The organism is Pseudomonas sp. LLC-1, from assembly GCF_002992185.1.
Taxonomy (GTDB): Bacteria; Pseudomonadota; Gammaproteobacteria; order Pseudomonadales; family Pseudomonadaceae; genus Aquipseudomonas; species Aquipseudomonas monteilii.
Genome location: NZ_LUVY01000008.1, coordinates 303,273 through 323,619, shown reverse-complemented (window position 1 = coordinate 323,619; position 20,347 = coordinate 303,273). Strand labels below are relative to the sequence as shown.

The 20,347-nt window shown below is 62.5% G+C and carries 22 protein-coding genes; all 22 read right to left on the bottom strand.

The genetic code is table 11. The annotated features are described in order from the left end of the window. Positions 1-245, bottom strand: a 245-nt coding sequence (locus A0O30_RS07995; RefSeq protein WP_146256306.1) for a ParA family protein, incomplete at its 3' end; no start/stop codon positions are given. 77 nt (positions 246-322) lie between these two features. Next, the gene (gene motD, locus A0O30_RS07990; protein WP_025753826.1) at positions 323-1,180 is read right to left on the bottom strand and encodes a flagellar motor protein MotD; all 858 of its coding nucleotides are present in this window, start codon (positions 1,178-1,180) and stop codon (positions 323-325) included. A gap of 3 nt (positions 1,181-1,183) precedes the next feature. Beyond that, positions 1,184-1,924: a flagellar motor protein gene (locus tag A0O30_RS07985; RefSeq protein WP_016711770.1), complete on the bottom strand. Its 741-nt coding sequence runs from the start codon at positions 1,922-1,924 to the stop codon at positions 1,184-1,186. Further along, the gene (locus A0O30_RS07980) at positions 1,924-3,060 is read right to left on the bottom strand and encodes a chemotaxis response regulator protein-glutamate methylesterase (RefSeq protein ID WP_105946106.1); all 1,137 of its coding nucleotides are present in this window, start codon (positions 3,058-3,060) and stop codon (positions 1,924-1,926) included. The genes A0O30_RS07985 and A0O30_RS07980 overlap by 1 nt, the downstream gene beginning before the upstream one ends. A gap of 46 nt (positions 3,061-3,106) precedes the next feature. Next, positions 3,107-5,338 (bottom strand): chemotaxis protein CheA, encoded by a 2,232-nt coding sequence (locus tag A0O30_RS07975; protein WP_105946105.1) that lies wholly within the window; start codon positions 5,336-5,338, stop codon positions 3,107-3,109. A 12-nt stretch (positions 5,339-5,350) separates the two neighbouring features. Further along, complete coding sequence (locus A0O30_RS07970) at positions 5,351-6,139, bottom strand: protein phosphatase CheZ (protein ID WP_016711773.1); 789 nt, start codon at positions 6,137-6,139, stop codon at positions 5,351-5,353. Positions 6,140-6,159: 20 nt separating this feature from the next. After that, positions 6,160-6,534, bottom strand: coding sequence for a chemotaxis response regulator CheY (locus A0O30_RS07965; protein WP_010955070.1), 375 nt, complete (start codon positions 6,532-6,534; stop codon positions 6,160-6,162). A 118-nt stretch (positions 6,535-6,652) separates the two neighbouring features. Continuing rightward, a complete protein-coding gene (fliA, locus tag A0O30_RS07960; RefSeq protein ID WP_105946104.1) occupies positions 6,653-7,393 on the bottom strand; it encodes an RNA polymerase sigma factor FliA in 741 nt (246 codons plus the stop codon). Further along, positions 7,390-8,223 carry a flagellar synthesis regulator FleN gene (gene fleN, locus A0O30_RS07955; RefSeq protein WP_003254408.1) on the bottom strand — a complete coding sequence of 278 codons (834 nt, stop codon included), beginning with the start codon at positions 8,221-8,223 and terminating at the stop codon, positions 7,390-7,392. The genes fliA and fleN overlap by 4 nt, the downstream gene beginning before the upstream one ends. A gap of 93 nt (positions 8,224-8,316) precedes the next feature. Next, positions 8,317-9,624, bottom strand: a complete 1,308-nt coding sequence (gene flhF / locus A0O30_RS07950) for a flagellar biosynthesis protein FlhF (RefSeq protein WP_105946103.1) — start codon at positions 9,622-9,624, stop codon at positions 8,317-8,319. Positions 9,625-9,635: 11 nt separating this feature from the next. Next, positions 9,636-11,765, bottom strand: coding sequence for a flagellar biosynthesis protein FlhA (flhA, locus tag A0O30_RS07945; protein WP_105946102.1), 2,130 nt, complete (start codon positions 11,763-11,765; stop codon positions 9,636-9,638). Positions 11,766-12,050: 285 nt separating this feature from the next. Next, positions 12,051-12,995, bottom strand: a complete 945-nt coding sequence (locus A0O30_RS07940) for an RHS repeat-associated core domain-containing protein (RefSeq protein WP_105946101.1) — start codon at positions 12,993-12,995, stop codon at positions 12,051-12,053. Positions 12,996-13,091: 96 nt separating this feature from the next. Then, positions 13,092-14,234 (bottom strand): flagellar biosynthesis protein FlhB, encoded by a 1,143-nt coding sequence (flhB, locus tag A0O30_RS07935; protein ID WP_105946100.1) that lies wholly within the window; start codon positions 14,232-14,234, stop codon positions 13,092-13,094. Between the two features lie 2 nt (positions 14,235-14,236). Then, entirely contained in the window at positions 14,237-15,013 is a 777-nt protein-coding gene (fliR, locus tag A0O30_RS07930) for a flagellar biosynthetic protein FliR (RefSeq protein WP_060499595.1), read from the bottom strand. Between the two features lie 7 nt (positions 15,014-15,020). Beyond that, entirely contained in the window at positions 15,021-15,290 is a 270-nt protein-coding gene (fliQ, locus tag A0O30_RS07925; protein WP_016711779.1) for a flagellar biosynthesis protein FliQ, read from the bottom strand. A 21-nt stretch (positions 15,291-15,311) separates the two neighbouring features. Then, the gene (gene fliP / locus A0O30_RS07920; RefSeq protein ID WP_105946099.1) at positions 15,312-16,067 is read right to left on the bottom strand and encodes a flagellar type III secretion system pore protein FliP; all 756 of its coding nucleotides are present in this window, start codon (positions 16,065-16,067) and stop codon (positions 15,312-15,314) included. Beyond that, the gene (fliO, locus tag A0O30_RS07915; RefSeq protein ID WP_105946116.1) at positions 16,067-16,501 is read right to left on the bottom strand and encodes a flagellar biosynthetic protein FliO; all 435 of its coding nucleotides are present in this window, start codon (positions 16,499-16,501) and stop codon (positions 16,067-16,069) included. Before fliO ends, fliP begins: the two co-directional genes overlap by 1 nt. Positions 16,502-16,513: 12 nt before the next feature. Further along, entirely contained in the window at positions 16,514-16,981 is a 468-nt protein-coding gene (fliN, locus tag A0O30_RS07910) for a flagellar motor switch protein FliN (protein WP_105946115.1), read from the bottom strand. Positions 16,982-17,028: 47 nt separating this feature from the next. Further along, a complete protein-coding gene (gene fliM, locus A0O30_RS07905; RefSeq protein ID WP_012273501.1) occupies positions 17,029-17,997 on the bottom strand; it encodes a flagellar motor switch protein FliM in 969 nt (322 codons plus the stop codon). A 9-nt stretch (positions 17,998-18,006) separates the two neighbouring features. After that, positions 18,007-18,504 carry a flagellar basal body-associated protein FliL gene (gene fliL, locus A0O30_RS07900; protein ID WP_105946098.1) on the bottom strand — a complete coding sequence of 166 codons (498 nt, stop codon included), beginning with the start codon at positions 18,502-18,504 and terminating at the stop codon, positions 18,007-18,009. A gap of 156 nt (positions 18,505-18,660) precedes the next feature. Beyond that, positions 18,661-19,917 carry a flagellar hook-length control protein FliK gene (locus tag A0O30_RS07895; protein WP_105946097.1) on the bottom strand — a complete coding sequence of 419 codons (1,257 nt, stop codon included), beginning with the start codon at positions 19,915-19,917 and terminating at the stop codon, positions 18,661-18,663. Positions 19,918-19,989: 72 nt separating this feature from the next. Further along, a complete protein-coding gene (locus A0O30_RS07890; protein ID WP_016711785.1) occupies positions 19,990-20,337 on the bottom strand; it encodes an Hpt domain-containing protein in 348 nt (115 codons plus the stop codon). Positions 20,338-20,347: the final 10 nt, after the last annotated feature.

Genomic DNA, 20,347 nt, shown 5'->3' with positions numbered 1-20,347 from the left:
CTGGTGGGCAGCAGCAATTGCCCAGGCAAGCCCTCGGGTACCGCGCCCTTGTGCAGGAACAGGTCGTAGCAGCTGTGCTCCAGGGCATCGGGGTTGTGCCCGAAGTAGCTGGTCATCGAACCGTGCGGGTCGAGGTCAACGACGACCACGCGCTTGCCGGCCTCTGCCAGCAGGCCGGCCAGGGCGATGGTCGTGGTGGTCTTGCCGACGCCACCTTTTTGATTGGCTACTGCCCAGACTCTCATCGTGCGTTGCTTCCTCCCGGTATGGCCGCCTGCCCTGCCGGGAACGGTGTGAAATTCAGTGACGGAGAATTGACGAGTTACTGCCCCGCCACCGTTGCTGGCGTTGCAGGTGCACTTTGTGTGCCAGCGCGCCGTAATGCAGCATCCGGGGTGGCATTGGCACTGCCCGAGCCGGTCAGGCTACGGCGCACTTCAAGGTTGCGCGATATCACCAGCACCACACGGCGGTTGCGCGCGCGGCCGTCGGCGGTGTCGTTGCTGGCCACCGGCTGGTACTCGCCATAGCCCACCGAAGCCATGCGCGCCGGGTTGACCCCTTCCATGGCCAGCAGCCGCACGATGCTCGCCGCCCGTGCCGACGACAGCTCCCAGTTGGTCGGGTACTGCGCGGTGCGGATTGGCAGGTTGTCGGTAAAGCCCTCGACGTGCACCGGGTTGGCGAACGGCTTGAGAATGTTGGCCACCTTTTCGATGATGGCGAACGCCTTGTCACTGGGCATGGCATCGCCGCTGCCGAACAGCAGCGACGAGTTCAGCTCGATCTCGATCCACAACTCGTTGCCGCGCACGGTCATCTGGTTGCTGTTGATCAGGTCGCCAAAGGCATCCCGCACATCATCGCTGATGGTTTTCAGCGGGTCGACGTTGGTTGCCGCCAGGCCCGCCTCGGTCTGCTCGCTGTCCTTCACCAGCGGCTCTGCCGGGCGCACGCTCAACGGCTGCTCATCGCCGATGGGGATCGGCTTCATGCTGCGCTCAGGGTCGTTGAACACCCCCAGCAAGGCCTGGGAAATGACCTTGTACTTGCCCTCGTTGATCGAGGAAATCGAGTACATCACCACGAAAAAGGCGAACAGCAAGGTGATGAAGTCGGCGTACGACACCAGCCAGCGTTCGTGGTTTTCGTGTTCCTCGGTATGACGACGGCGACGCATGGGTTACTCCATGAAGCCTTGCAGCTTCAGCTCGATCGAGCGCGGGTTCTCACCCTCGGCAATCGACAGCAGGCCTTCGAGCAGCATTTCGCGGTAGCGTGACTGGCGCATGACAATGGCCTTGAGCTTGTTGGCGACCGGCAGCAGGATCAGGTTGGCACTGGCCACACCGTAGATGGTTGCAACGAAGGCCACGGCAATACCGTTGCCCAACTGCGACGGGTCGGCCAGGTTGCCCATGACGTGGATCAGGCCCATTACCGCACCGATGATGCCGATGGTCGGCGCATAGCCGCCCATGCTTTCGAACACCTTGGCGGCCTGGATGTCACGGCTTTCCTGGGTCAAAAAGTCGACTTCAAGGATGCTGCGGATGGCTTCCGGCTCGGCGCCGTCCACCAGCAGTTGCAGGCCCTTACGCGCATACGGGTCGGGCTCGCTGTCGGCCACCCCTTCCAGGCCCAGCAAGCCTTCCTTGCGTGCGGTCAGGCTCCAGTTCACCACGCGGTCGATGCCGCCCGCCAGGTCGACCCGTGGCGGGAACAGGATCCAGCGCAAAATCTGCAAGGCACGCTTGAACGACGACAGCGGCGACTGCAACAAGGCGGCCGCCAGGGTACCGCCCAGCACAATCAGCCCCGCCGGGCCATTGATCAGGGCACCGACATGGCCGCCTTCGAGGAAGTTGCCACCGACGATGGCGACAAAGGCGAGGATCAGGCCGATCAGGCTGAGGACGTCCATCAGACGCAGGCCTCCACCAGGTGTTTGCCGATTTCGTCCAGGCTGTACACCGCGTCGGCCAGGTTGGCCTTGACGATGGCCATGGGCATGCCATAGATCACGCAGCTGGCCTCATCCTGGGCCCACACCGTGCTGCCACCCTGCTTGAGCAGGCGCGCACCCTCGCGGCCATCGGCGCCCATGCCGGTGAGCACCACCGACAGCACTTTGTCGCCATACGACTTGGCCGCCGAACCGAAGGTGATGTCCACGCACGGCTTGTAGTTCAGGCGCTCGTCACCAGGCAGGATCTTCACCGTGCCACGGCCATCGATCATCATCTGCTTGCCACCCGGGGCCAGCAGGGCCAGGCCCGGGCGCAGCATGTCGCCGTCCTCGGCCTCCTTGACGCTGATGCGGCACAGTTTGTCGAGGCGTTCGGCAAAGGCCTTGGTGAACGCCGCCGGCATGTGCTGGATCAGCACGATCGGCGCCGGGAAATTGGCCGGCAACTGGGTCAGCACCCGCTGCAAAGCCACCGGGCCGCCTGTGGAGGTGCCGATGGCTACCAGTTTGTATGGCTTGCGCTTGGGGGCAGGCGAGTGCGATGCCGCCGGGCCAGGGGCCGGGGCCGCCGCTCGGGCAGGCGCCGCAGCGCGGGCTGGCGTCGGGCTGGCAAAGCTGCTTGTCGGCACAGGGCTGCTGGCTGGCGCAGGCGCAGCGACCGGCGCGGTGCGGGCATAGCTGCCAAGGCGACGGTTGCTGCGCGAAATGGTGTGCACCTTCTCGCACAGCATCTGCTTGACCTTTTCGGGGTTGCGCGAGATGTCTTCGAAGTTTTTCGGCAGGTAATCCACCGCCCCCGCATCCAGGGCATCGAGGGTGACACGGGCACCTTCGTGGGTCAGCGAGGAGAACATCAACACGGGCGTCGGGCAGCGCTGCATGATGTGCCGCACTGCGGTGATGCCATCCATCATGGGCATTTCGTAGTCCATGGTGATGACATCGGGCTTGAGCGCCAGCGCCTGGTCGATTGCTTCCTTGCCGTTGGTCGCGGTACCCACTACCTGGATCGTCGGATCCGCCGAGAGGATTTCCGAGACGCGGCGGCGGAAGAAACCGGAATCATCCACCACCAGGACCTTGACTGCCATAAACACTCCATTAGGCGGCGCAACCCGCCAGGGTGCGCCACCGAAATCAAATACGCCGCGCGGCGTAACGCTTGAGCATGCTCGGGACGTCGAGAATCAACGCAATGCGCCCGTCACCGGTGATGGTGGCCCCGGACATGCCCGGGGTGCCCTGCAGCATCTTGCCCAGCGGCTTGATGACCACTTCTTCCTGGCCTACCAGTTGATCGACGACAAAGCCGATGCGCTGGGTGCCGACCGACAGGATCACCACATGGCCCTCGTGCTGCTCTTCGTGCACCTGGCCCTGGACCAGCCAGCGCTTGAGGTAGAACAGCGGCAGCGCCTTGTCGCGCACGATCACCACTTCCTGGCCGTCGACCACATTGGTGCGCGACAGGTCGAGGTGGAAGATCTCGTTGACGTTGACCAGCGGGAAGGCGAACGCCTGGTTACCCAGCATCACCATCAGGGTGGGCATGATCGCCAGGGTCAGCGGTACCTTGATGACGATCTTCGAGCCCTGGCCCTTGGCCGAGTAGATGTTGATCGAACCGTTGAGCTGGGAGATCTTGGTCTTCACCACGTCCATGCCCACGCCACGCCCGGACACGTCGGAAATCTCGGTCTTGGTCGAGAACCCTGGCGCGAAGATCAGGTTGTAGCAGTCCGACTCGCTCAAGCGCTCGGCGGCGTCCTTGTCCATCAGGCCCTTTTCCACGGCCTTGGCACGCAGGATGTTCGGGTCCATGCCCTTGCCGTCGTCAGAAATCGACAGCAGGATGTGGTCACCTTCCTGCTCGGCAGACAGCACCACACGGCCTGTACGCGCCTTGCCAGACGCTTCACGCTCATCAGGCATCTCGACACCATGGTCGACAGCGTTGCGCACCAGGTGCACCAGCGGGTCGGCCAGTGCTTCGACCAGGTTCTTGTCCAGGTCGGTCTCTTCGCCGACCAGCTCCAGGTTGATCTCTTTTTTCAGCTGGCGGGCCAGGTCGCGCACCAGCCGAGGGAAACGGCCGAACACTTTCTTGATCGGCTGCATGCGGGTTTTCATCACCGCTGTCTGCAGGTCGGCAGTGACCACATCGAGGTTGGACACGGCCTTGGACATGGCCTCGTCGCCGCTGTTCAGGCCCAGGCGCACCAGGCGGTTACGCACCAGCACCAGTTCGCCCACCATGTTCATGATCTCGTCCAGGCGCGCAGTGTCCACACGCACGGTGGTTTCCGCTTCGCTGACAGCATGCTTGTCGGCGGCCGGGGCCGGCGCACGGGGTGCCGCCGCTGGCTTGCTGGCCGGCGCTGCAGGGGCAGGCTTGGCAACCGGCTGGCTGTCGGCCTTGGCTGCGACGGGTGCTTGCACCTTGGCTGCAGCAGGCGCTTCGACTGCGGCAATGTCACCGCCGAACTTGCCCTTGCCATGCAGCTGGTCCAGCAACGCCTCGAACTCATGCTCGCTGATTTCGTCGCTGGTCGCTGCGGGGTTGCCCTCCACGGCGGGCGCCGGCGCCTTGGCGGCTGGCAAGGCATCCGCCTGGAAGGTGCCCTTGCCATGCAACTGGTCGAGCAGCGATTCGAACTCGGCGTCGGTGATTTCATCGCTGACCGGTTCGGCAGATGCGGCTACCGGCGCGGCTGCCACCTCGGTGCTGAACTGGCCTTTGCCGTGCAACTGGTCAAGCAACGACTCGAACTCGGCATCGGTGATTTCGTCACCCTCGCCGCTGACGGTCTCGCCCTGCATCTGCTCGTCGGCCGCCGCTTGCGCCTTGACCGCATCGAGCGAGTCGAGCAACTGTTCAAACTCGCTGTCGGTGATGTCCTGGTCTTCGACCGGGGCTGCGGCGGGCGCCTCGGCAACCGGCTCAGGCACAGCAGCAGACGGCGCAACCACTTCGGCGCCACCGGGCTCGGCCAGGCGTGACAACGCCGCCAGCAGCTCGGGGGTGGCCGGGGTCACTTCGGCGCGCTCGCGCACCTGGCCAAACATGCTGTTGACCGTATCCAGTGCCTCAAGCACCACGTCCATCAGTTCCGCATCGACCCGGCGCTCACCCTTGCGCAGGACGTCGAACACGTTCTCGGCAATATGGCAGCACTCCACCAGCTCGTTCAGCTGAAGGAAGCCGGCGCCCCCTTTAACAGTGTGGAAACCGCGAAAGATCGCATTGAGCAGGTCGGCATCGTCGGGCCGGCTTTCCAGCTCGACCAGTTGCTCGGACAGTTGCTCAAGAATTTCGCCGGCTTCTACCAGGAAATCCTGGAGGATTTCTTCATCGGCGCCGAAGCTCATCAAACGTGCTCCTTAAAAACCCAGGCTGGACAGCAGATCATCGACATCGTCCTGACCGGACACGACGTCTTCACGCTTATCGGCATGAATCTGCGGACCTTCACCCCGAGTCGGATGTTTTTCTGCATCTTTTTCTGCGCGCAGTTGATCGTGGTCATGTTTTATGCCGGCAAACCGGTCGACCTGGCTGGCCATCAGCACCAGCTTGAGCAAGTTGCTTTCGACTTCGGTCACCAATGTGGTGACGCGTTTGATCACCTGACCGGTCAGGTCCTGATAGTCCTGAGCCAGCAGAATGTCATTGAGGTGGCCGGCGACCTTGCGGTTACCTTCGGCGCTGTGCGTCAGGAAACTGTCGACGCGCTTGACCAGGTCACGGAATTCCGGCGCAGCCACTTCGCGGCGCATGAAGCGCTGCCAGTCGGTGCTCAGGGCCTTGGCCTCGCTGGCCAGGTCGTTCAGCACCGGGGTGCTTTCCTCGACCAGGTCCATGGTGCGGTTGGCCGCGCCCTCGGTCAGCTTGACCACGTACGACAGGCGCTCGGTGGCGTCGGTTATCTGCGACACCTCCTCGGCTTGCGGCATGGTCGGGTCGATCTGGAAACTGACGATGGCGCTGTGCAGCTCGCGGGTCAATTTGCCGACTTCCTGGTACAGGCCACGGTCGCGGGTCTGGTTCAGCTCGTGAATCAGCTGCACCGCCTCGCCGAAGCGGCCGCGCTCCAGGCTTTCGACCAACTCCTGGGCGTGTTTCTTCAGGGTCGATTCGAACTCGCCCAAAGAGGTTTGTGATGAATCCATGGCGCGCCCCCTGACGTGACTCAGCCGTTGACGCGTTCGAAGATCTTCTCGATCTTTTCTTTGAGCACCTGGGCGGTGAACGGCTTGACCACGTAACCATTGACGCCGGCCTGGGCCGCTTCGATGATCTGGTCGCGCTTGGCTTCAGCGGTCACCATCAGTACCGGCATGCTTTTCAGCTTGTCGCTGGCACGCACTTTACGCAGCAGGTCGATGCCGGACATGCCCGGCATGTTCCAGTCGGTCACCAGGAAGTCATAGTGGCCGTTTTCCAGCATCGGCAGCGCCGTGGTGCCGTCATCGGCTTCGTCAGTGTTGGTGAAGCCCAGGTCACGCAACAGGTTCTTGATGATCCGCCGCATCGTCGAAAAGTCGTCAACGATGAGGATTTTCATGTCTTTGTTCAAGTAGACCTCCAAGCAGTCTCAAACGCGCTCGGCTGCGAGCACGCATTCAATCAAATCGGTGCAACATGGAAAACGCATGTGGAAAACGACTGCAACGGCAGCGGGCTCAACGTGCCCGCCATTCCCCCAGGCGGCTGCGCAGACGCGCGGCACACTGGCTGTGCAACTGGCTGACCCGCGATTCGCTGACACCCAGCACCTCACCGATTTCCTTGAGGTTCAGCTCTTCGTCGTAGTACAGCGCCAGCACCAGGCGCTCACGCTCCGGCAGGTTGGCAATGGCTTCGGTCAGGGCAGCCTGGAAGCGCTCGTCCTCCAGGCCACGCGCAGGTTCGACGTGGCCACTGGCACCATCCTCGTGAAGCCCTTCGTGCTCGCCGTCCTGCAACAGGTCGTCAAAGCTGAACAGTCGGCTGCCCAGGGTGTCGTTCAAGATCCCGTAGTAATCATCGAGACTCAACTGGAGTTCGGCAGCAACTTCATGATCTTTAGCGTCCCGGCCCGTTCTGGCCTCCACGGCACGCATCGCGTCACTGACCATACGGGTATTGCGGTGCACCGAACGCGGTGCCCAGTCGCCTTTGCGAACCTCATCCAGCATGGCCCCGCGAATGCGGATGCCGGCGTAGGTTTCAAAGCTGGCGCCCTTGCTGGCGTCATACTTGCTGGCCACTTCCAGCAGGCCGATCATGCCGGCCTGGATCAGATCCTCGACCTGCACATTGGCTGGCAACCGCGCCAGCAAGTGGTAGGCAATGCGTTTGACCAGCGGCGCATAACGCTCGATCAGCTCGTACTGGGCGTCTTTGGCCGCCCGGCTGTACATCTTGAAGCCGCTGGCGTTCATAGCACAGGTCCCGCGCTGGTGGGCTGCACCAGGCGCTCGACGAAGAACTCCAGATGGCCGCGCGGGTTGGCCGGCAACGGCCAGCTGTCGACCTTCTGGGCAATCGCCTTGAAGGCCAGCGCGCACTTGGAGCGAGGGAAGGCTTCGTAGACGGCACGCTGCTTTTGCACCGCCTTGCGTACGCACTCGTCGTACGGCACGGCGCCTACGTACTGCAGGGCAACGTCAAGGAAGCGGTCGGTGACCTTGGTCAACTTAGCGAACAGGTTGCGCCCTTCCTGCGGGCTCTGCGCCATGTTGGCCAGCACGCGGAAACGATTCATGCCGTAATCGCGGTTCAGCAGTTTGATCAGGGCATAGGCGTCGGTGATCGAGGTGGGTTCGTCGCACACCACCAGCAGCACTTCCTGGGCAGCGCGAACGAAGCTGACCACCGAGTCACCGATACCCGCAGCCGTGTCGATTACCAGCACGTCGAGGTTGTCGCCGATTTCGCTGAACGCCTGGATCAGGCCCGCATGCTGGGCCGGGGCCAGGTGCACCATGCTCTGGGTGCCCGAGGCCGCCGGCACGATACGCACACCGCCAGGGCCTTGCAGCATCACGTCACGCAGCTCGCAGCGCCCTTCGATGACATCGGCCAAGGTACGTTTGGGGGTAAGGCCCAGCAACACGTCGACGTTGGCCAGGCCCAAGTCGGCGTCAAGCAGCATGACCCTGCGGCCAAGCTCGGCCAGCGCCAGGGACAAGTTCACTGAAACGTTAGTCTTGCCGACGCCACCTTTGCCACCGGTCACGGCGATCACCTGTACGGGATGCATGCTACCCATGTCTGTTCTTTACCTTGTCTCGCTGGGACTCAGGCCACACGCGGGGCAATTCTGCGTACCCCTTGGCATAGCTACTTTGCACACGCTTCATGGTCAACCCGCTCGCCGTGGGTTGTGGTAGAGATCAGCGAACATGTCGGCCATGGCCTCTTCGCTGGGCTCGTCCTGCTGCTGCACATTGACTGCGCGGGAGACCAGCTGGTGGCCACGCGGCAGGTGCAGGTCGTCAGGAATGCGCGGGCCATCGGTGAGGTAGGCCACAGGCAGTTCATGACTGATGGCAAGGCTCAGCACATCACCGAGGCTTGCCGTTTCATCAAGTTTGGTCAGGATGCAGCCGGCCAGGCCACAGCGCTTGTAACTGTGGTAGGCGGCGGTCAGCACCTGCTTCTGGCTGGTGGTGGCCAGCACCAGGTAGTTCTTCGCAGCAATGCCACGCCCGGCCAGGGTTTCCAGCTGCATGCGCAGCGCCGGGTCGCTGGCCTGCAGGCCGGCGGTATCGATCAGCACCACGCGCTTGCGCAGCAACGGTTCCAGTGCGGCTGCCAGCGACTGCCCCGGGTCGACGTAGGTCACCGGCACGTTGAGGATGCGGCCCAAGGTCTTGAGCTGCTCCTGGGCGCCGATGCGGAAGCTGTCCATGCTCACCAGCGCCAGGTTCTGCGCGCCGTACTTGAGCACGTAGCGGGCGGCCAGTTTGGCCAGGGTCGTGGTTTTGCCCATGCCGGCCGGGCCGACCATGGCGATCACCCCGCCCTCTTCGATCGGCTCGATTTCCGGAATTTCGATCATGCGCGCCAGGTGCGCCAGCAGCATGCGCCAGGCCTGGCGTGGCTCTTCGATCTCGGTGGTGAGGTCCAGCAGCTCGCGGGCAATCGGGCCGGACAGGCCGATGCGCTGCAGGCGCCGCCACAGGTTGGCCTGCTGCGGCTTGCTGCCCTGCAACTGGGTCCAGGCCAGCGAGCCGAGCTGCACTTCCAGCAACTCGCGCAGGCCCGACAGCTCGGAGCGCATGGCATCGAACAGGCGCGGGTCTACTGGCGCAGCGGCCGGGGCAGCAGCGGCCTCAGGGGCATCGACGTGCGGCTCGATCAATGGCTCGGCGGCGGTCAGCGACTGCCCGGCGAACAATTGGCGGTTGTTGTCACTGCTGTCCTGGCGGTGGTCCAGCTCGGCCTGGGCCGTGGCGATGCGCGTGTGCGTCTTGCGCAGCTCTTCTTCCAGCTCGGCGTTGGGCACGCGTGGGGCCAGGGCGGACAGCTTGTAGTCCAGCGCGGCCGTCAGTTCGACACCACCGGCAATACGGCGGTTGCCAATGATCGCGGCATCGGCGCCCAGCTCATCACGGACCAGTTTCATGGCCTGACGCATATCGGCGGCGAAAAATCGCTTAACTTGCATTATCCACTACCTCAGCCGTTAGGGCCCACGGTGGCAACGATGGTGACTTGCTTGTTGTCCGGTATTTCCTGATACGCCAGAACATGCAAATTCGGTACAGCCAGGCGACCGAAACGCGACAGCATGGCGCGGATCGGGCCGGCGACCAGAAGAATGGCCGGCTGGCCCTGCATTTCCTGGCGCTGGGCCGCTTCGATCAGCGAACGTTGCAGCTTCTCGGCCATGCTAGGCTCCAGAAGAACACCCTCTTCCTGACCCTGCCCGGCCCTTTGCAGACTATTGAGCAAAATCTGTTCCAACCTTGGCTCCAGGGTAATCACTGGTAGCTCCGACTCAACGCCGACAATGCTTTGCACGATGGCGCGACACAATCCGACGCGCACTGCCGCTACCAGCGCGGCGGTATCTTGACTCTTGCCAGCGTTGTTCGCGATGGCTTCGGCAATACTGCGAATATCGCGCACTGGCACCTGTTCCGACAACAGCGCTTGCAGCACCTTGAGCAGGCCCGACAAGGAAATGACACCCGGCACCAGCTCTTCTGCCAGTTTAGGCGATGCCTTGCCCAGCACCTGCAGCAATTGCTGGACCTCTTCGTGGCCGATCAGCTCGTGGCAGTGCTTCTGCAGGATCTGATTGAGGTGGGTGGCCACCACCGTGCTGGCGTCAACCACGGTATACCCCAGCGACTGCGCTTGCGAGCGCTGGCCAACGTCGATCCACACCGCTTCAAGGCCAAACGCCGGGTCGCGCGCAGCAATACCGTTGAGGGTGCCGAAGACCTGCCCCGGGTTGATCGCCAGCTCGCGGTCCGGGTAGATCTCCGCCTCGGCCAGGATCACCCCCATCAGGGTCAGGCGATAGGCGCTGGGTTGCAGGTCGAGGTTGTCACGAATGTGCACGGTCGGCATGAGGAAGCCCAGGTCCTGCGACAGCTTCTTGCGTACCCCCTTGATCCGTGCCAGCAACTGGCCGCCCTGGTTGCGGTCGACCAGCGGAATCAGCCGGTAGCCGACTTCCAGGCCGATCATGTCGATCGGCGTGACGTCGTCCCAGCCCAGCTCCTTGGTCTCCAGCGCACGCTGTGGCGAGGGCAGCAGGTCCTGCTGGCGCTGCGCTTCCTGCTGCGCCTGCAGCTTGGTCTTCTGTTGTTTCTTCCACACCAGGTAGGCGCCACCACCGGCCAGCAAGCCGAGACTGAGGAATGCCACATGCGGCATGCCCGGCACCAGGCCCATGACGATCATCAGCGCGCCCGACACGGCCAGCGCCTTGGGCGAATCGAACATCTGCCGGTTGATCAGCTTGCCCATGTCCTCGGAGCCCGAGGCACGGGTGACCATGATCGCGGCGGCGGTGGACAGCAGCAGTGATGGCAATTGCGCCACCAAACCGTCACCGATGGTCAACAGGGCGTACACCTTGCCGGCGTCGCCGAAGCTCATGCCGTGTTGCAGCATGCCGATGAGCATGCCGCCGATCAGGTTGATGAACAGGATCAACAGGCCGGCGATGGCGTCGCCACGGACGAATTTGCTGGCACCGTCCATCGAACCGTAGAACTCGGCCTCTTGCGCCACCTCGGCACGGCGGTGCTTGGCCTGGGCCTGGTCGATCAGGCCGGCGTTGAGGTCGGCATCGATGGCCATCTGCTTGCCGGGCATGGCGTCGAGGGTGAAACGCGCACTCACCTCCGAGATACGCCCGGCACCCTTGGTCACCACCACGAAGTTGATGATCATGAGGATGGCGAACACCACGGCACCGACCACGTAGTTGCCGCCGATCACCACCTCACCGAAGGCCTGAATCACTTTACCGGCGGCGCCATGACCCTCCTGGCCGTGCAACATGACCACACGCGTGGAGGCCACGTTCAGGGCCAGACGCAACAGCGTGGCCACCAGCAGGATGGTCGGGAATGCGGCGAAGTCGAGCGGGCGCAGGGCGTACACGCACACCAGCAGCACGACGATCGACAATGCGATGTTGAAGGTGAAGAACACGTCGAGCAGGAACGGCGGAATCGGCAACATCATCATTGCCAACATCACCAGCAGCAACAGCGGCACACCCAGGTTGCCCCGGCCGAGCCCGGCCAGGTTGTTACGGGCGTTGCTGATTAACTGAGTGCGATCCACCGGGAGTCCTCTTGATGCAAAACTTTGACGCACAGGGGGCGCCTGGGCGTGGCTTTGCAAGAAGCTTTCCAACTTTGCTCGGCGGGGAATTTATGTTGCCTGTGCCGGCCTCTTCGCGGGTAAACCCGCTCCTGCAGAGACCCTGTTAAAGCAATGAGTTTTGTTCTGCGAGAGCGGGTTTAGACGCGAAAGGGCCAGACGCCCCAGCGCAAGGCCAGGTTTCGCGTCGCAGGCCTGGCGGAATTGGCAGACCACCTTTAACACCGCACGGCTACCCTGACAGCCTCACACTTCGGCAGACCGCAGCGGCTGAACGGCAGTATCACGCGCACTTTTCACTTGAAGCGAGACGCGCGATATCACCCTTGGCAACAATCCGAACTGAAAAAAGTAAGGCGTTTCAGGATAGGGCGGTTTCGCTGGATGTTTCAGCAGCCCCGCATGATAGTCCAAGCCAGGCAGCAAACCTTCAGCATTGTCCACAAAGACGGTAAATATGGTGGTAGAAGCCTGGCTCTGAACACTCCGCTTGCCTGCATAAAATTCAGCAACGGATAATTCACCACCGTAATGGGCTGCTCCAAACTCGTTATCAGCCTTGAAGTAATACGGATCGACGCCGAATCTCTTATGTTGGCCAAGCGGCGTCTTCAGCACGTCCTTCCGACCGGATAATGTTCCAGTCAGCGCCTGCGCATACTCGGTTTTCGCTGCATGATAGCCGACGATCGATTTCGATGCCGGTCGATCAAATCCATTAAACGAATGACGGCGCTGGTCGAGCCGATAAGGCCTGGCCTCTGGCCTACCGCTGTTTTGAAGCCCGCCCTCCACGAAACGGCGACTCATCCACTGCGCACGTGGAAGTGGAGGTGGGTTCCCGCCTCGGGTACGCCCGGAGTTGTCATTGTAGTTAACAGGATCGCCTTCACAATAAGCGAAAGCATTGATGCCTCCTGCACCAAACGGGCTAGCCTGATCCACGCTAATAAACCTCATCAGAACCGGACTATAAGCCCGGTGGCCCGCACCCAATAAGTACAACCCCGTTAGCGCATCTGGTAACTGACCATTGAGTGCCAACGACAAATGCGCAACAGGCACACCCCATTCGAAACCGTACGGCGTAAATGCGAAAGTTTGCCGCCCACCAGAATGATCGGCGCGGTGAAGAGAATTCGACTGAACAACCGCTAACAAAGCCGCAGGCTCGCTTCGACGCTCGGTCATGGAGAAACCTCCCTATTGAACAAGCAACTATGTTCACCCTCCCTTCCCATCAGCAGCAACTGGCAGAAATATCAGTGGCGCACTCAGATCAGCCGGTCAACTGTCGCGCCGCAGGTCCGGCGGGATCGGCAGGTCGTCTTTCAGCGGCTCTGGCCGCTTGCCCTTGCCCGCACGGTACTGGCGGATCTGGAACACATAGGCCAGCACCTGCGCCACCGCCAGGTAAAGGCCTGCGGGGATTTCCTGCTCGATTTCGGTGGAGTAATAAATCGCCCGCGCCAGCGCTGGCGATTCGAGGATCTGGACCTTGTGCTCCACGCCAATCTCGCGGATTTTCAAGGCAATGAAATCGGTACCCTTGGCCAGCAACAGTGGCGCCACCCCGCCCTTCTCCGGGTCGTATTGCAAGGCCACCGCGTAGTGCGTCGGGTTGGTGATGATCACGTCCGCATCCGGCACTGCCGCCATCATGCGCCGCTGCGAAGCCTCGCGCTGCAACTGGCGAATACGCTGTTTGACCTCGGGCTTGCCTTCGGTGTCCTTGTATTCGTCGCGCACTTCCTGCTTGGTCATCTTCAGCTTGTTGTGCGCCTGCCACAACTGGAACGGCACATCCGCCGCCGCAATCAGCAACAACCCGGCCGCCATCCACAGCGCACTCCAGCCGACCACCTGAACACTGTGAATGATCGCTTGCTCCAAAGGCTCGTTGGCAATGGAGAGCAACGCCTGGCGGTCGTTGACCAACACCACTACCGCCACCACCAGAATCACGAAAAACTTTGCGAGCGCCTTCAACAGCTCGGTCAGGGCATTCACCGAGAACATGCGCTTGATCCCCGACAACGGGTTCATGCGGCTGAATTTCGGCTGCAACAGGCTGCCGGAAAACAGGAAACCACCCAGGGCAATGGGTGCGACAAACGCGATCACGAACAACAGGATCAGTATCGGCTGTACCGCCCAGATGGCCATCTTGCCCGAAGCCAGAAGAAAGGCACCCATGGCGCGCTCGTCGACGATGATGTCGCGGGTCAGGCTGAAGTTCATGCGCATCATGGCCAGCAGGGTCTCGGCCAGATGCCCACCAAACGCCAGCAAGCCACCCGCACCGGCCAAGGTCACCGCCACGGTATTCAACTCTTTGGAGCGCGCGATCTCGCCCTTCTCGCGGGCTGTGCGCTTGCGCTTTTCGGTGGGTTCTTCTGTCTTGTCCTGACCGCTCTCGCTTTCCGCCATGCTCAGCGCGCCCTCGCCAATTCACGCAGCCATTGCAGCGCTTCGCTGGCCAATGCCTGATAGTGGGAGAGGATATCGGCCAGGCCGACCCAGAAAATGGCCATGCCCATGACCAAGGTCAACGGAAAGCCGATCGAGAAGATATTCAACTGCGGCGCCGCACGGGTCATCACGCCAAAGGCGATGTTCACCACCAGCAGCGCAGCGATCACTGGCAGGATCAACAACAGACCGGCACCGAACACCCAGCCCATGCGCCCGGCCAGCTCCCAGAAGTGATTGACCACCAGCGCACTCCCCACCGGCAAGGTGGTAAAACTCTCGGTCAGCACCTCGAACACCACCAGGTGCCCGTTCATCAACAGGAACAGCACACTCACCAGCATGGTCATGAACTGGCTGATTACCGTGACGTTTACGCCGTTGGCAGGATCGACCATCGAGGCGAAAGCCATGCCCATCTGCACCGCGACGATCTGACCAGCGATCACGAAGGCCTGGAACAGCAACTGCAAGGCCAGCCCAAACAGCGCGCCAACGATGATCTGCTCGACGCACAGCAGCATACCGCGCAGGCTCAGCGGGTCGAATTCGGGCAGCGGTGGCAATGCCGGCACGATCACCACGGTAATCGCCACCGCCACATACAGGCGCACCCGCGCCGGCAACATGCGGGTGCCGAAAATCGGCATGGTCATCAGCACCGCAGTTACCCTGAACAACGGCAGAATGAAGGTGGCGACCCAGGTGCCGATCTGCGTATCGGTCAGTTCCAGCATCGCCACGTCAACCAATCAGCTGCGGGATGCTGGTGTAAAGGCTGGTGATGTACTCCATGAACTTCTGCACCAGCCACGGCCCGGCAATGATCAGCGTGATCAGCATTACCAGCAGGCGCGGCAGAAAGCTCAGGGTCTGCTCGTTGATCTGCGTGGCGGCCTGGAACATCGCCACCATCAGGCCCACCAACAGGCTCGGCACCACCAGCACGGCGACCAGCAGGGTGGTCAGCCACAGGGCATCACGGAACAGGTCGACAGCAACTTCAGGTGTCATCGGCGGCTCTCCTTGACGGCGTCAGACGCCGCCGAAACTGCTGGCCAGGGTGCCCATGATCAGCGCCCAGCCATCCACCAGCACGAACAGCATGATCTTGAACGGCAGCGAGATGATCAGCGGCGACAGCATCATCATACCCATGGCCATCAGCACACTGGCCACCACCATGTCGATGATCAGGAACGGGATGAAGATCATGAAGCCGATCTGGAACGCGGTCTTCAACTCGGAGGTGACGAACGCCGGCACCAGGATGGTCAGCGGCACCTGATCGGGGCCGGCAATGTCGGTACGCTTGGACAGGCGCATGAACAGGTCGAGGTCGCTTTGCCGGGTTTGCGCCAGCATGAAGTCCTTGAGCGGCCCCTGGGCTTTTTCGATGGCCTGCTGGGCAGTCATCTGCTCCTTCAGGTACGGCTGCAGGGCATCCTGGTTCACGCGGTCGAACACCGGCGCCATGATGAACATGGTCAGGAACAGCGCCATGCCGTTGAGCAACTGGTTCGAGGGCGTCTGCTGCAGGCCCAGGGCCTGACGCAGGATCGAGAACACAATGATGATGCGGGTAAAGCTGGTCATCAGGATGACGAACGCCGGGATGAAGCTCAGCGCAGTCATGATCAGCAGGATTTGCAGGCTGACCGAATACTCCTGCTGCCCGTCCGGGGTATTGGACAGGGTAATGGCCGGGATCGACAGCGGGTCGGCAGCCAGGGCCAGCGGCGCAGCCAGCAGCAGCGCCAGAGTCAACAACGTACGCAGCGCGCCGCTCATCACTTGTTGTCCTTAGGGTTTTTGCCCATCAGCTCCATCAGCCGCTGAGCAAACTCCGGCGTCGCCTGACGAGCGCCGTCCGGCACATCCACGGGTTCGGCCATGACATGCAGGGCCTCGATGCTGCCCGGGGTATGGCCGATCAGGATCTGCTCCTTGCCCACCTGCACCAGCAACAGGCGGTCACGCGGGCCAATGGCCCGGCTGCCGACAATCTCGATCACCTGCCCGCCCTTCACCGCCGTGCTCTGCAGGCGCCGCAGCATCCAGGCCAGAAAGAAGATCAGGCCCACGACCAGCAGCAGGCCGAAGACCATCTGCGCCAGCTGCCCGCCGAGGCTGCCAGGCGGTGTCGCCGGGGTAGCGGCCGGCGTGGCCGCGGCCAGGCACACGCTACTGGCCAGCAGCACCGCCAACGCCGCAAGGGCGCGCATCGTGCCCTTCACTCAGCGCAGCTTCTTGATACGTTCGCTGGGGCTGATCACGTCGGTCAGGCGGATGCCGAACTTCTCGTTGACCACCACCACTTCGCCATGGGCGATCAGCGTGCCGTTGACCAGCACGTCGAGTGGCTCGCCGGCCAGGCGGTCGAGCTCGATTACCGAACCCTGGTTCAGCTGCAACAGGTTACGGATGTTGATCTCGGTGCTGCCCACTTCCATGGAAATGTTCACCGGGATGTCCAGGATCACGTCCAGATTCGGGCCTTCGAGGCTGACGTTTTCGTTCGGCTTCGGCGAGCTGGCAAACTCTTCCATCGGCAGGCGGCCCGGGCCGCTGGCGCTGCCGGTGTCACCGCCCAGCAGTGCATCGATATCGGCCTGGCCGGCCGCGCCGGTTTCTTCCAGGGCCGCGGCCCACTCATCGGCCAGCGCCTGGTCCTCTGGGGAGGTGATCTCGTTTTCGTTAGCCATGGTTTCCTCGACAGGCATTCAATTCGTTATGAGCGACCGGCACGCCGTCAGCGGCGTTCGATCGGGTCGATGATCTGCAGGGCCAGGTTGCCCTTGTGCGAACCCAGCCGCGCCTTGAACGCCGGCACACCATTGGCGCGCAACACCAGGTGCTCGGGCAGCTCCACCGGGATCACGTCGCCAGGCTGCATGTGCAGGATGTCGCGCAATTTCAACTGGCGCCGGGCGACCGTGGCGGTCATGGGCACAGCCACGTCCAGCACGTCTTCGCGCAGGGCCTTGACCCAGCGCTCGTCCTGGTCGTCCAGGTCGGACTGGAAACCGGCGTCGAGCATTTCGCGCACGGGCTCGATCATCGAGTACGGCATGGTTACGTGCAGGTCGCCGCCGCCGCCGTCCAGCTCGATGTGGAAGGTGGACACCACCACCGCCTCGCTGGGGCCGACAATGTTGGCCATGGCCGGGTTGACCTCGGAGTTCATGTACTCGAAGGTGACCGGCATGATCGCCTGCCAGGCTTCCTTGAGGTCAACAAAGCACTGGTCCAGCACCATGCGCACCACGCGCAGCTCGGTAGGCGTGAATTCACGGCCTTCGATCTTGGCGTGGCGGCCATCGCCGCCGAAGAAATTGTCCACCAGCTTGAACACCAGCTTGGCGTCGAGGATGAACAGCGAGGTGCCACGCAGCGGCTTGATCTTGACCAGGTTGAGGCTGGTGGGCACGTACAGCGAGTGCACGTATTCGCCGAACTTCATCACCTGCACACCGCCCACGGCCACGTCGGCAGAACGGCGCAGCAGGTTGAACATGCTGATACGGGTGTAACGGGCGAAGCGCTCGTTGATCATTTCAAGGGTCGGCATGCGACCCCGTACGATACGGTCCTGACTGGTCAGGTCGTAGCTTTTGATACTGCCAGGCTCGGATGCACTCTCGGTCTGCACCAGCCCGTCGTCGACGCCGTGCAACAGGGCATCGATTTCATCCTGGGACAGCAGGTCCTGTACGGCCATTGCGGACTCCTACTGCAATACGAAATTGGTGAACAGCAACTGGTCGATGACCGGCTTGCCGACTTCCTTCTGGGCCACTTCCTGCACCACCGCAGTGGCCTTCTGACGCAGCATCTCCTGCCCGACCGGGCTGCTGGCCAGGGTGTCGAAGCCTTGCCCGGAGAACATCATCACCAGGTTGTTGCGAATCACCGGCATGTGCACCTTCAGCGCATCCAGGTCGGCCTGGTTGCGCGCCTGCAGGGTGATGCTCAACTGCATGTAGCGCTGGCGGCCGTTCTGGTTGAAATTGACCACGAAGGCCGGGGTCAGCGCCTCGTAGATGGCCGCAGGCTTGACGTTGCTGGCCGCAGGCTCGGCGGCCGGGGCCGGCTCGCTCTTGTGCATGATGAACCAGGTAGCGCCCACCGAAAGGCCGATCGCCAGCAACAGGCCGACGACAGCCAGCAGGATCAGCTTGAGTTTGCCTTTAGTGGCGGGGTCTTTGACTGCTTCGCTCTTCGCCATGCCAATAATCCGTCGTCCATCGGGGGTTCAAGGGAGGATGGCTTGGCTTGAGCAAGTGTTATGCCAGAATTTGCACAGGATGGGTTTCAGCAGGATTTGCAGTGTTGGCTTCTTCGCAGGCACGCCCGCGAAGAAGCCAGTGCGGCCAATCGAGATCTACGCGTAGTAATCGACCGCACTGTCACCAATAACGACCTGTTGCTCCACAGGCCTGGCGCTGTCTACAACCTCACCCCCACCCTGCTCCGCCCGCCGCGCGGCCACGCCGGACAGGTTGCTGCCCTGCGCCTGCCCCTGCTGCTGTTGCTGCCCGCGCGACTGGTCGGCCACGTTGACGTCCGGCTGGGCCAGCCCCTGCTGGGCAAACAGCTCGCGCAGGCGGTGCACCTGACTGTCGAGGGCGTCACGCACACCGGCGTGGCCACTGATGAAGGTGACCTGGGTCGACTGGTCCGCCGCAACATTGACGCGAATGTCCAGGCGGCCCAGCTCTGCGGGTTCCAGCTGGATGTCTGCAGATTTCAGGTTCTGGCTGGACAGGTACATGACCCGGTTGACCAAGCCTTCCGCCCACGCCCCCTGGTTCATCGGCAACGGCTGGTGCAACGGGCTGGCGTTGGCCGGCACGGCGCTGGCGGTCTTGGCCGTGGCAGCCTGGGTCAGGCTGGCCAGGCGGTTGGCGAAATCATCGACACGGGTGTCGCTGCTGGCGCTCTTGGTGTCCTTCAGGCCATCCTCAAGCAAGGCACCAAAGGCCTTGTCGCCAGATTCTCCCGCCTCACCCTCGGCACTCTCGATCAGATTCGCCAAGGTATTGACGGCGGCCTGGCCCTCCTCGCCCTGCGCCTGGGAAGGGTCAAGGGCATGGGCCGACGTAGCCCCCTTGGCTTGCGCACTCTGCTCCAGCGCCAGGCGCAAGGTCGGCAGGTTGGCCAGAGGGTCTGCATCCGGGTCGAAAGCCTCTTCGGCGGAAGGCTCCTCGGGCAGCGCGCCAACCTGCGCCGTGGCGGCCTGCAGCACCGGCGCCATCGCCTCGGCCTGGGCCTGGATCAGTTGCGCACCGGGCTGGGCGTCGGTGACCTGGCCGGCCACCAGGTTGGCATCACGCACCCCGGTATCGGCCTGGGACGCATCGTCTGCTGGCAATTTGTTGCCGTCATCGGCAACAGCCGTTTTGTCAGCCGGGTCTTTCTTGCCGTGCGCTGGCGCCTCAGGTTTGTCCTTGGGCTTGGCCTGGGCGACCTTGTCATCCTGCCAGGCTGCCTTGTCACGCCCCTGCCGTGCCATCACCTGGCCAAAGCCGTCGCCCTTGTCGCCCAGCGCCTGCAGCGGTTTGTCCGCCTGTGCGGTGGCAGAGCGCGAGGCACTGGCAATGGCGTTGGCTTGCAACAAAGGGTTGGGTGCGACAGGCATCGAGCGGTCTCCGCGCCAGAAACAAAAAAATAATCCGCTCAGAGACAGGCAAGACTCGCGCCAAGTTGTGTATCAGCCTGCTGAAATACGTTGCTGCTCACCACGGTAGAAGCGCTGCACCTCGACGAACTCCTGGTCGATGCGACTGATCAAGTCTTCAATACCGTACAGCGGAGGCCGCCGTGCGCGCTCCTCCAGCTGCTGGCACAGGCCGGCCAGGGCAACAGCCCCCATGTTGCTGCTGCTACCCTTGAAGCTGTGGGCGGCCGCACCCAGCTCTTCGGCGCTTTTGGCCGCGTGCAACTGGCCCAGCCGCCGCTCGGAATCGTCGAGAAACGTCTGCACCAACTGCAGGTAGCCATCCTCCATGACCTCACGCAGGTCACTGAGCACCTTGTGGTCAATATGCATGTCAGTCACTTGTTCACTC

What these genes read in the sequence shown, in the direction of transcription:
- motD (WP_025753826.1), bottom strand. Translation starts at nt 1,180, where the DNA reads ATGCGTCGCCGTCGTCATACCGAGGAACACGAAAACCACGAACGCTGG.
- A0O30_RS07970 (WP_016711773.1), bottom strand. Translation starts at nt 6,139, where the DNA reads ATGGATTCATCACAAACCTCTTTGGGCGAGTTCGAATCGACCCTGAAG.
- fliM (WP_012273501.1), bottom strand. Translation starts at nt 17,997, where the DNA reads ATGGCCGTACAGGACCTGCTGTCCCAGGATGAAATCGATGCCCTGTTG.
- flhF (WP_105946103.1), bottom strand. Translation starts at nt 9,624, where the DNA reads ATGCAAGTTAAGCGATTTTTCGCCGCCGATATGCGTCAGGCCATGAAA.
- A0O30_RS07895 (WP_105946097.1), bottom strand. Translation starts at nt 19,917, where the DNA reads ATGCCTGTCGCACCCAACCCTTTGTTGCAAGCCAACGCCATTGCCAGT.
- fliO (WP_105946116.1), bottom strand. Translation starts at nt 16,501, where the DNA reads ATGCGCGCCCTTGCGGCGTTGGCGGTGCTGCTGGCCAGTAGCGTGTGC.
- flhB (WP_105946100.1), bottom strand. Translation starts at nt 14,234, where the DNA reads ATGGCGGAAAGCGAGAGCGGTCAGGACAAGACAGAAGAACCCACCGAA.
- A0O30_RS07985 (WP_016711770.1), bottom strand. Translation starts at nt 1,924, where the DNA reads ATGGACGTCCTCAGCCTGATCGGCCTGATCCTCGCCTTTGTCGCCATC.
- fliA (WP_105946104.1), bottom strand. Translation starts at nt 7,393, where the DNA reads ATGAACGCCAGCGGCTTCAAGATGTACAGCCGGGCGGCCAAAGACGCC.
- fliR (WP_060499595.1), bottom strand. Translation starts at nt 15,013, where the DNA reads ATGCTGGAACTGACCGATACGCAGATCGGCACCTGGGTCGCCACCTTC.
- A0O30_RS07975 (WP_105946105.1), bottom strand. Translation starts at nt 5,338, where the DNA reads ATGAGCTTCGGCGCCGATGAAGAAATCCTCCAGGATTTCCTGGTAGAA.
- fliN (WP_105946115.1), bottom strand. Translation starts at nt 16,981, where the DNA reads ATGGCTAACGAAAACGAGATCACCTCCCCAGAGGACCAGGCGCTGGCC.
- A0O30_RS07980 (WP_105946106.1), bottom strand. Translation starts at nt 3,060, where the DNA reads ATGGCAGTCAAGGTCCTGGTGGTGGATGATTCCGGTTTCTTCCGCCGC.
- A0O30_RS07940 (WP_105946101.1), bottom strand. Translation starts at nt 12,995, where the DNA reads ATGACCGAGCGTCGAAGCGAGCCTGCGGCTTTGTTAGCGGTTGTTCAG.
- fleN (WP_003254408.1), bottom strand. Translation starts at nt 8,223, where the DNA reads ATGGGTAGCATGCATCCCGTACAGGTGATCGCCGTGACCGGTGGCAAA.
- fliQ (WP_016711779.1), bottom strand. Translation starts at nt 15,290, where the DNA reads ATGACACCTGAAGTTGCTGTCGACCTGTTCCGTGATGCCCTGTGGCTG.
- A0O30_RS07965 (WP_010955070.1), bottom strand. Translation starts at nt 6,534, where the DNA reads ATGAAAATCCTCATCGTTGACGACTTTTCGACGATGCGGCGGATCATC.
- fliL (WP_105946098.1), bottom strand. Translation starts at nt 18,504, where the DNA reads ATGGCGAAGAGCGAAGCAGTCAAAGACCCCGCCACTAAAGGCAAACTC.
- fliP (WP_105946099.1), bottom strand. Translation starts at nt 16,067, where the DNA reads ATGAGCGGCGCGCTGCGTACGTTGTTGACTCTGGCGCTGCTGCTGGCT.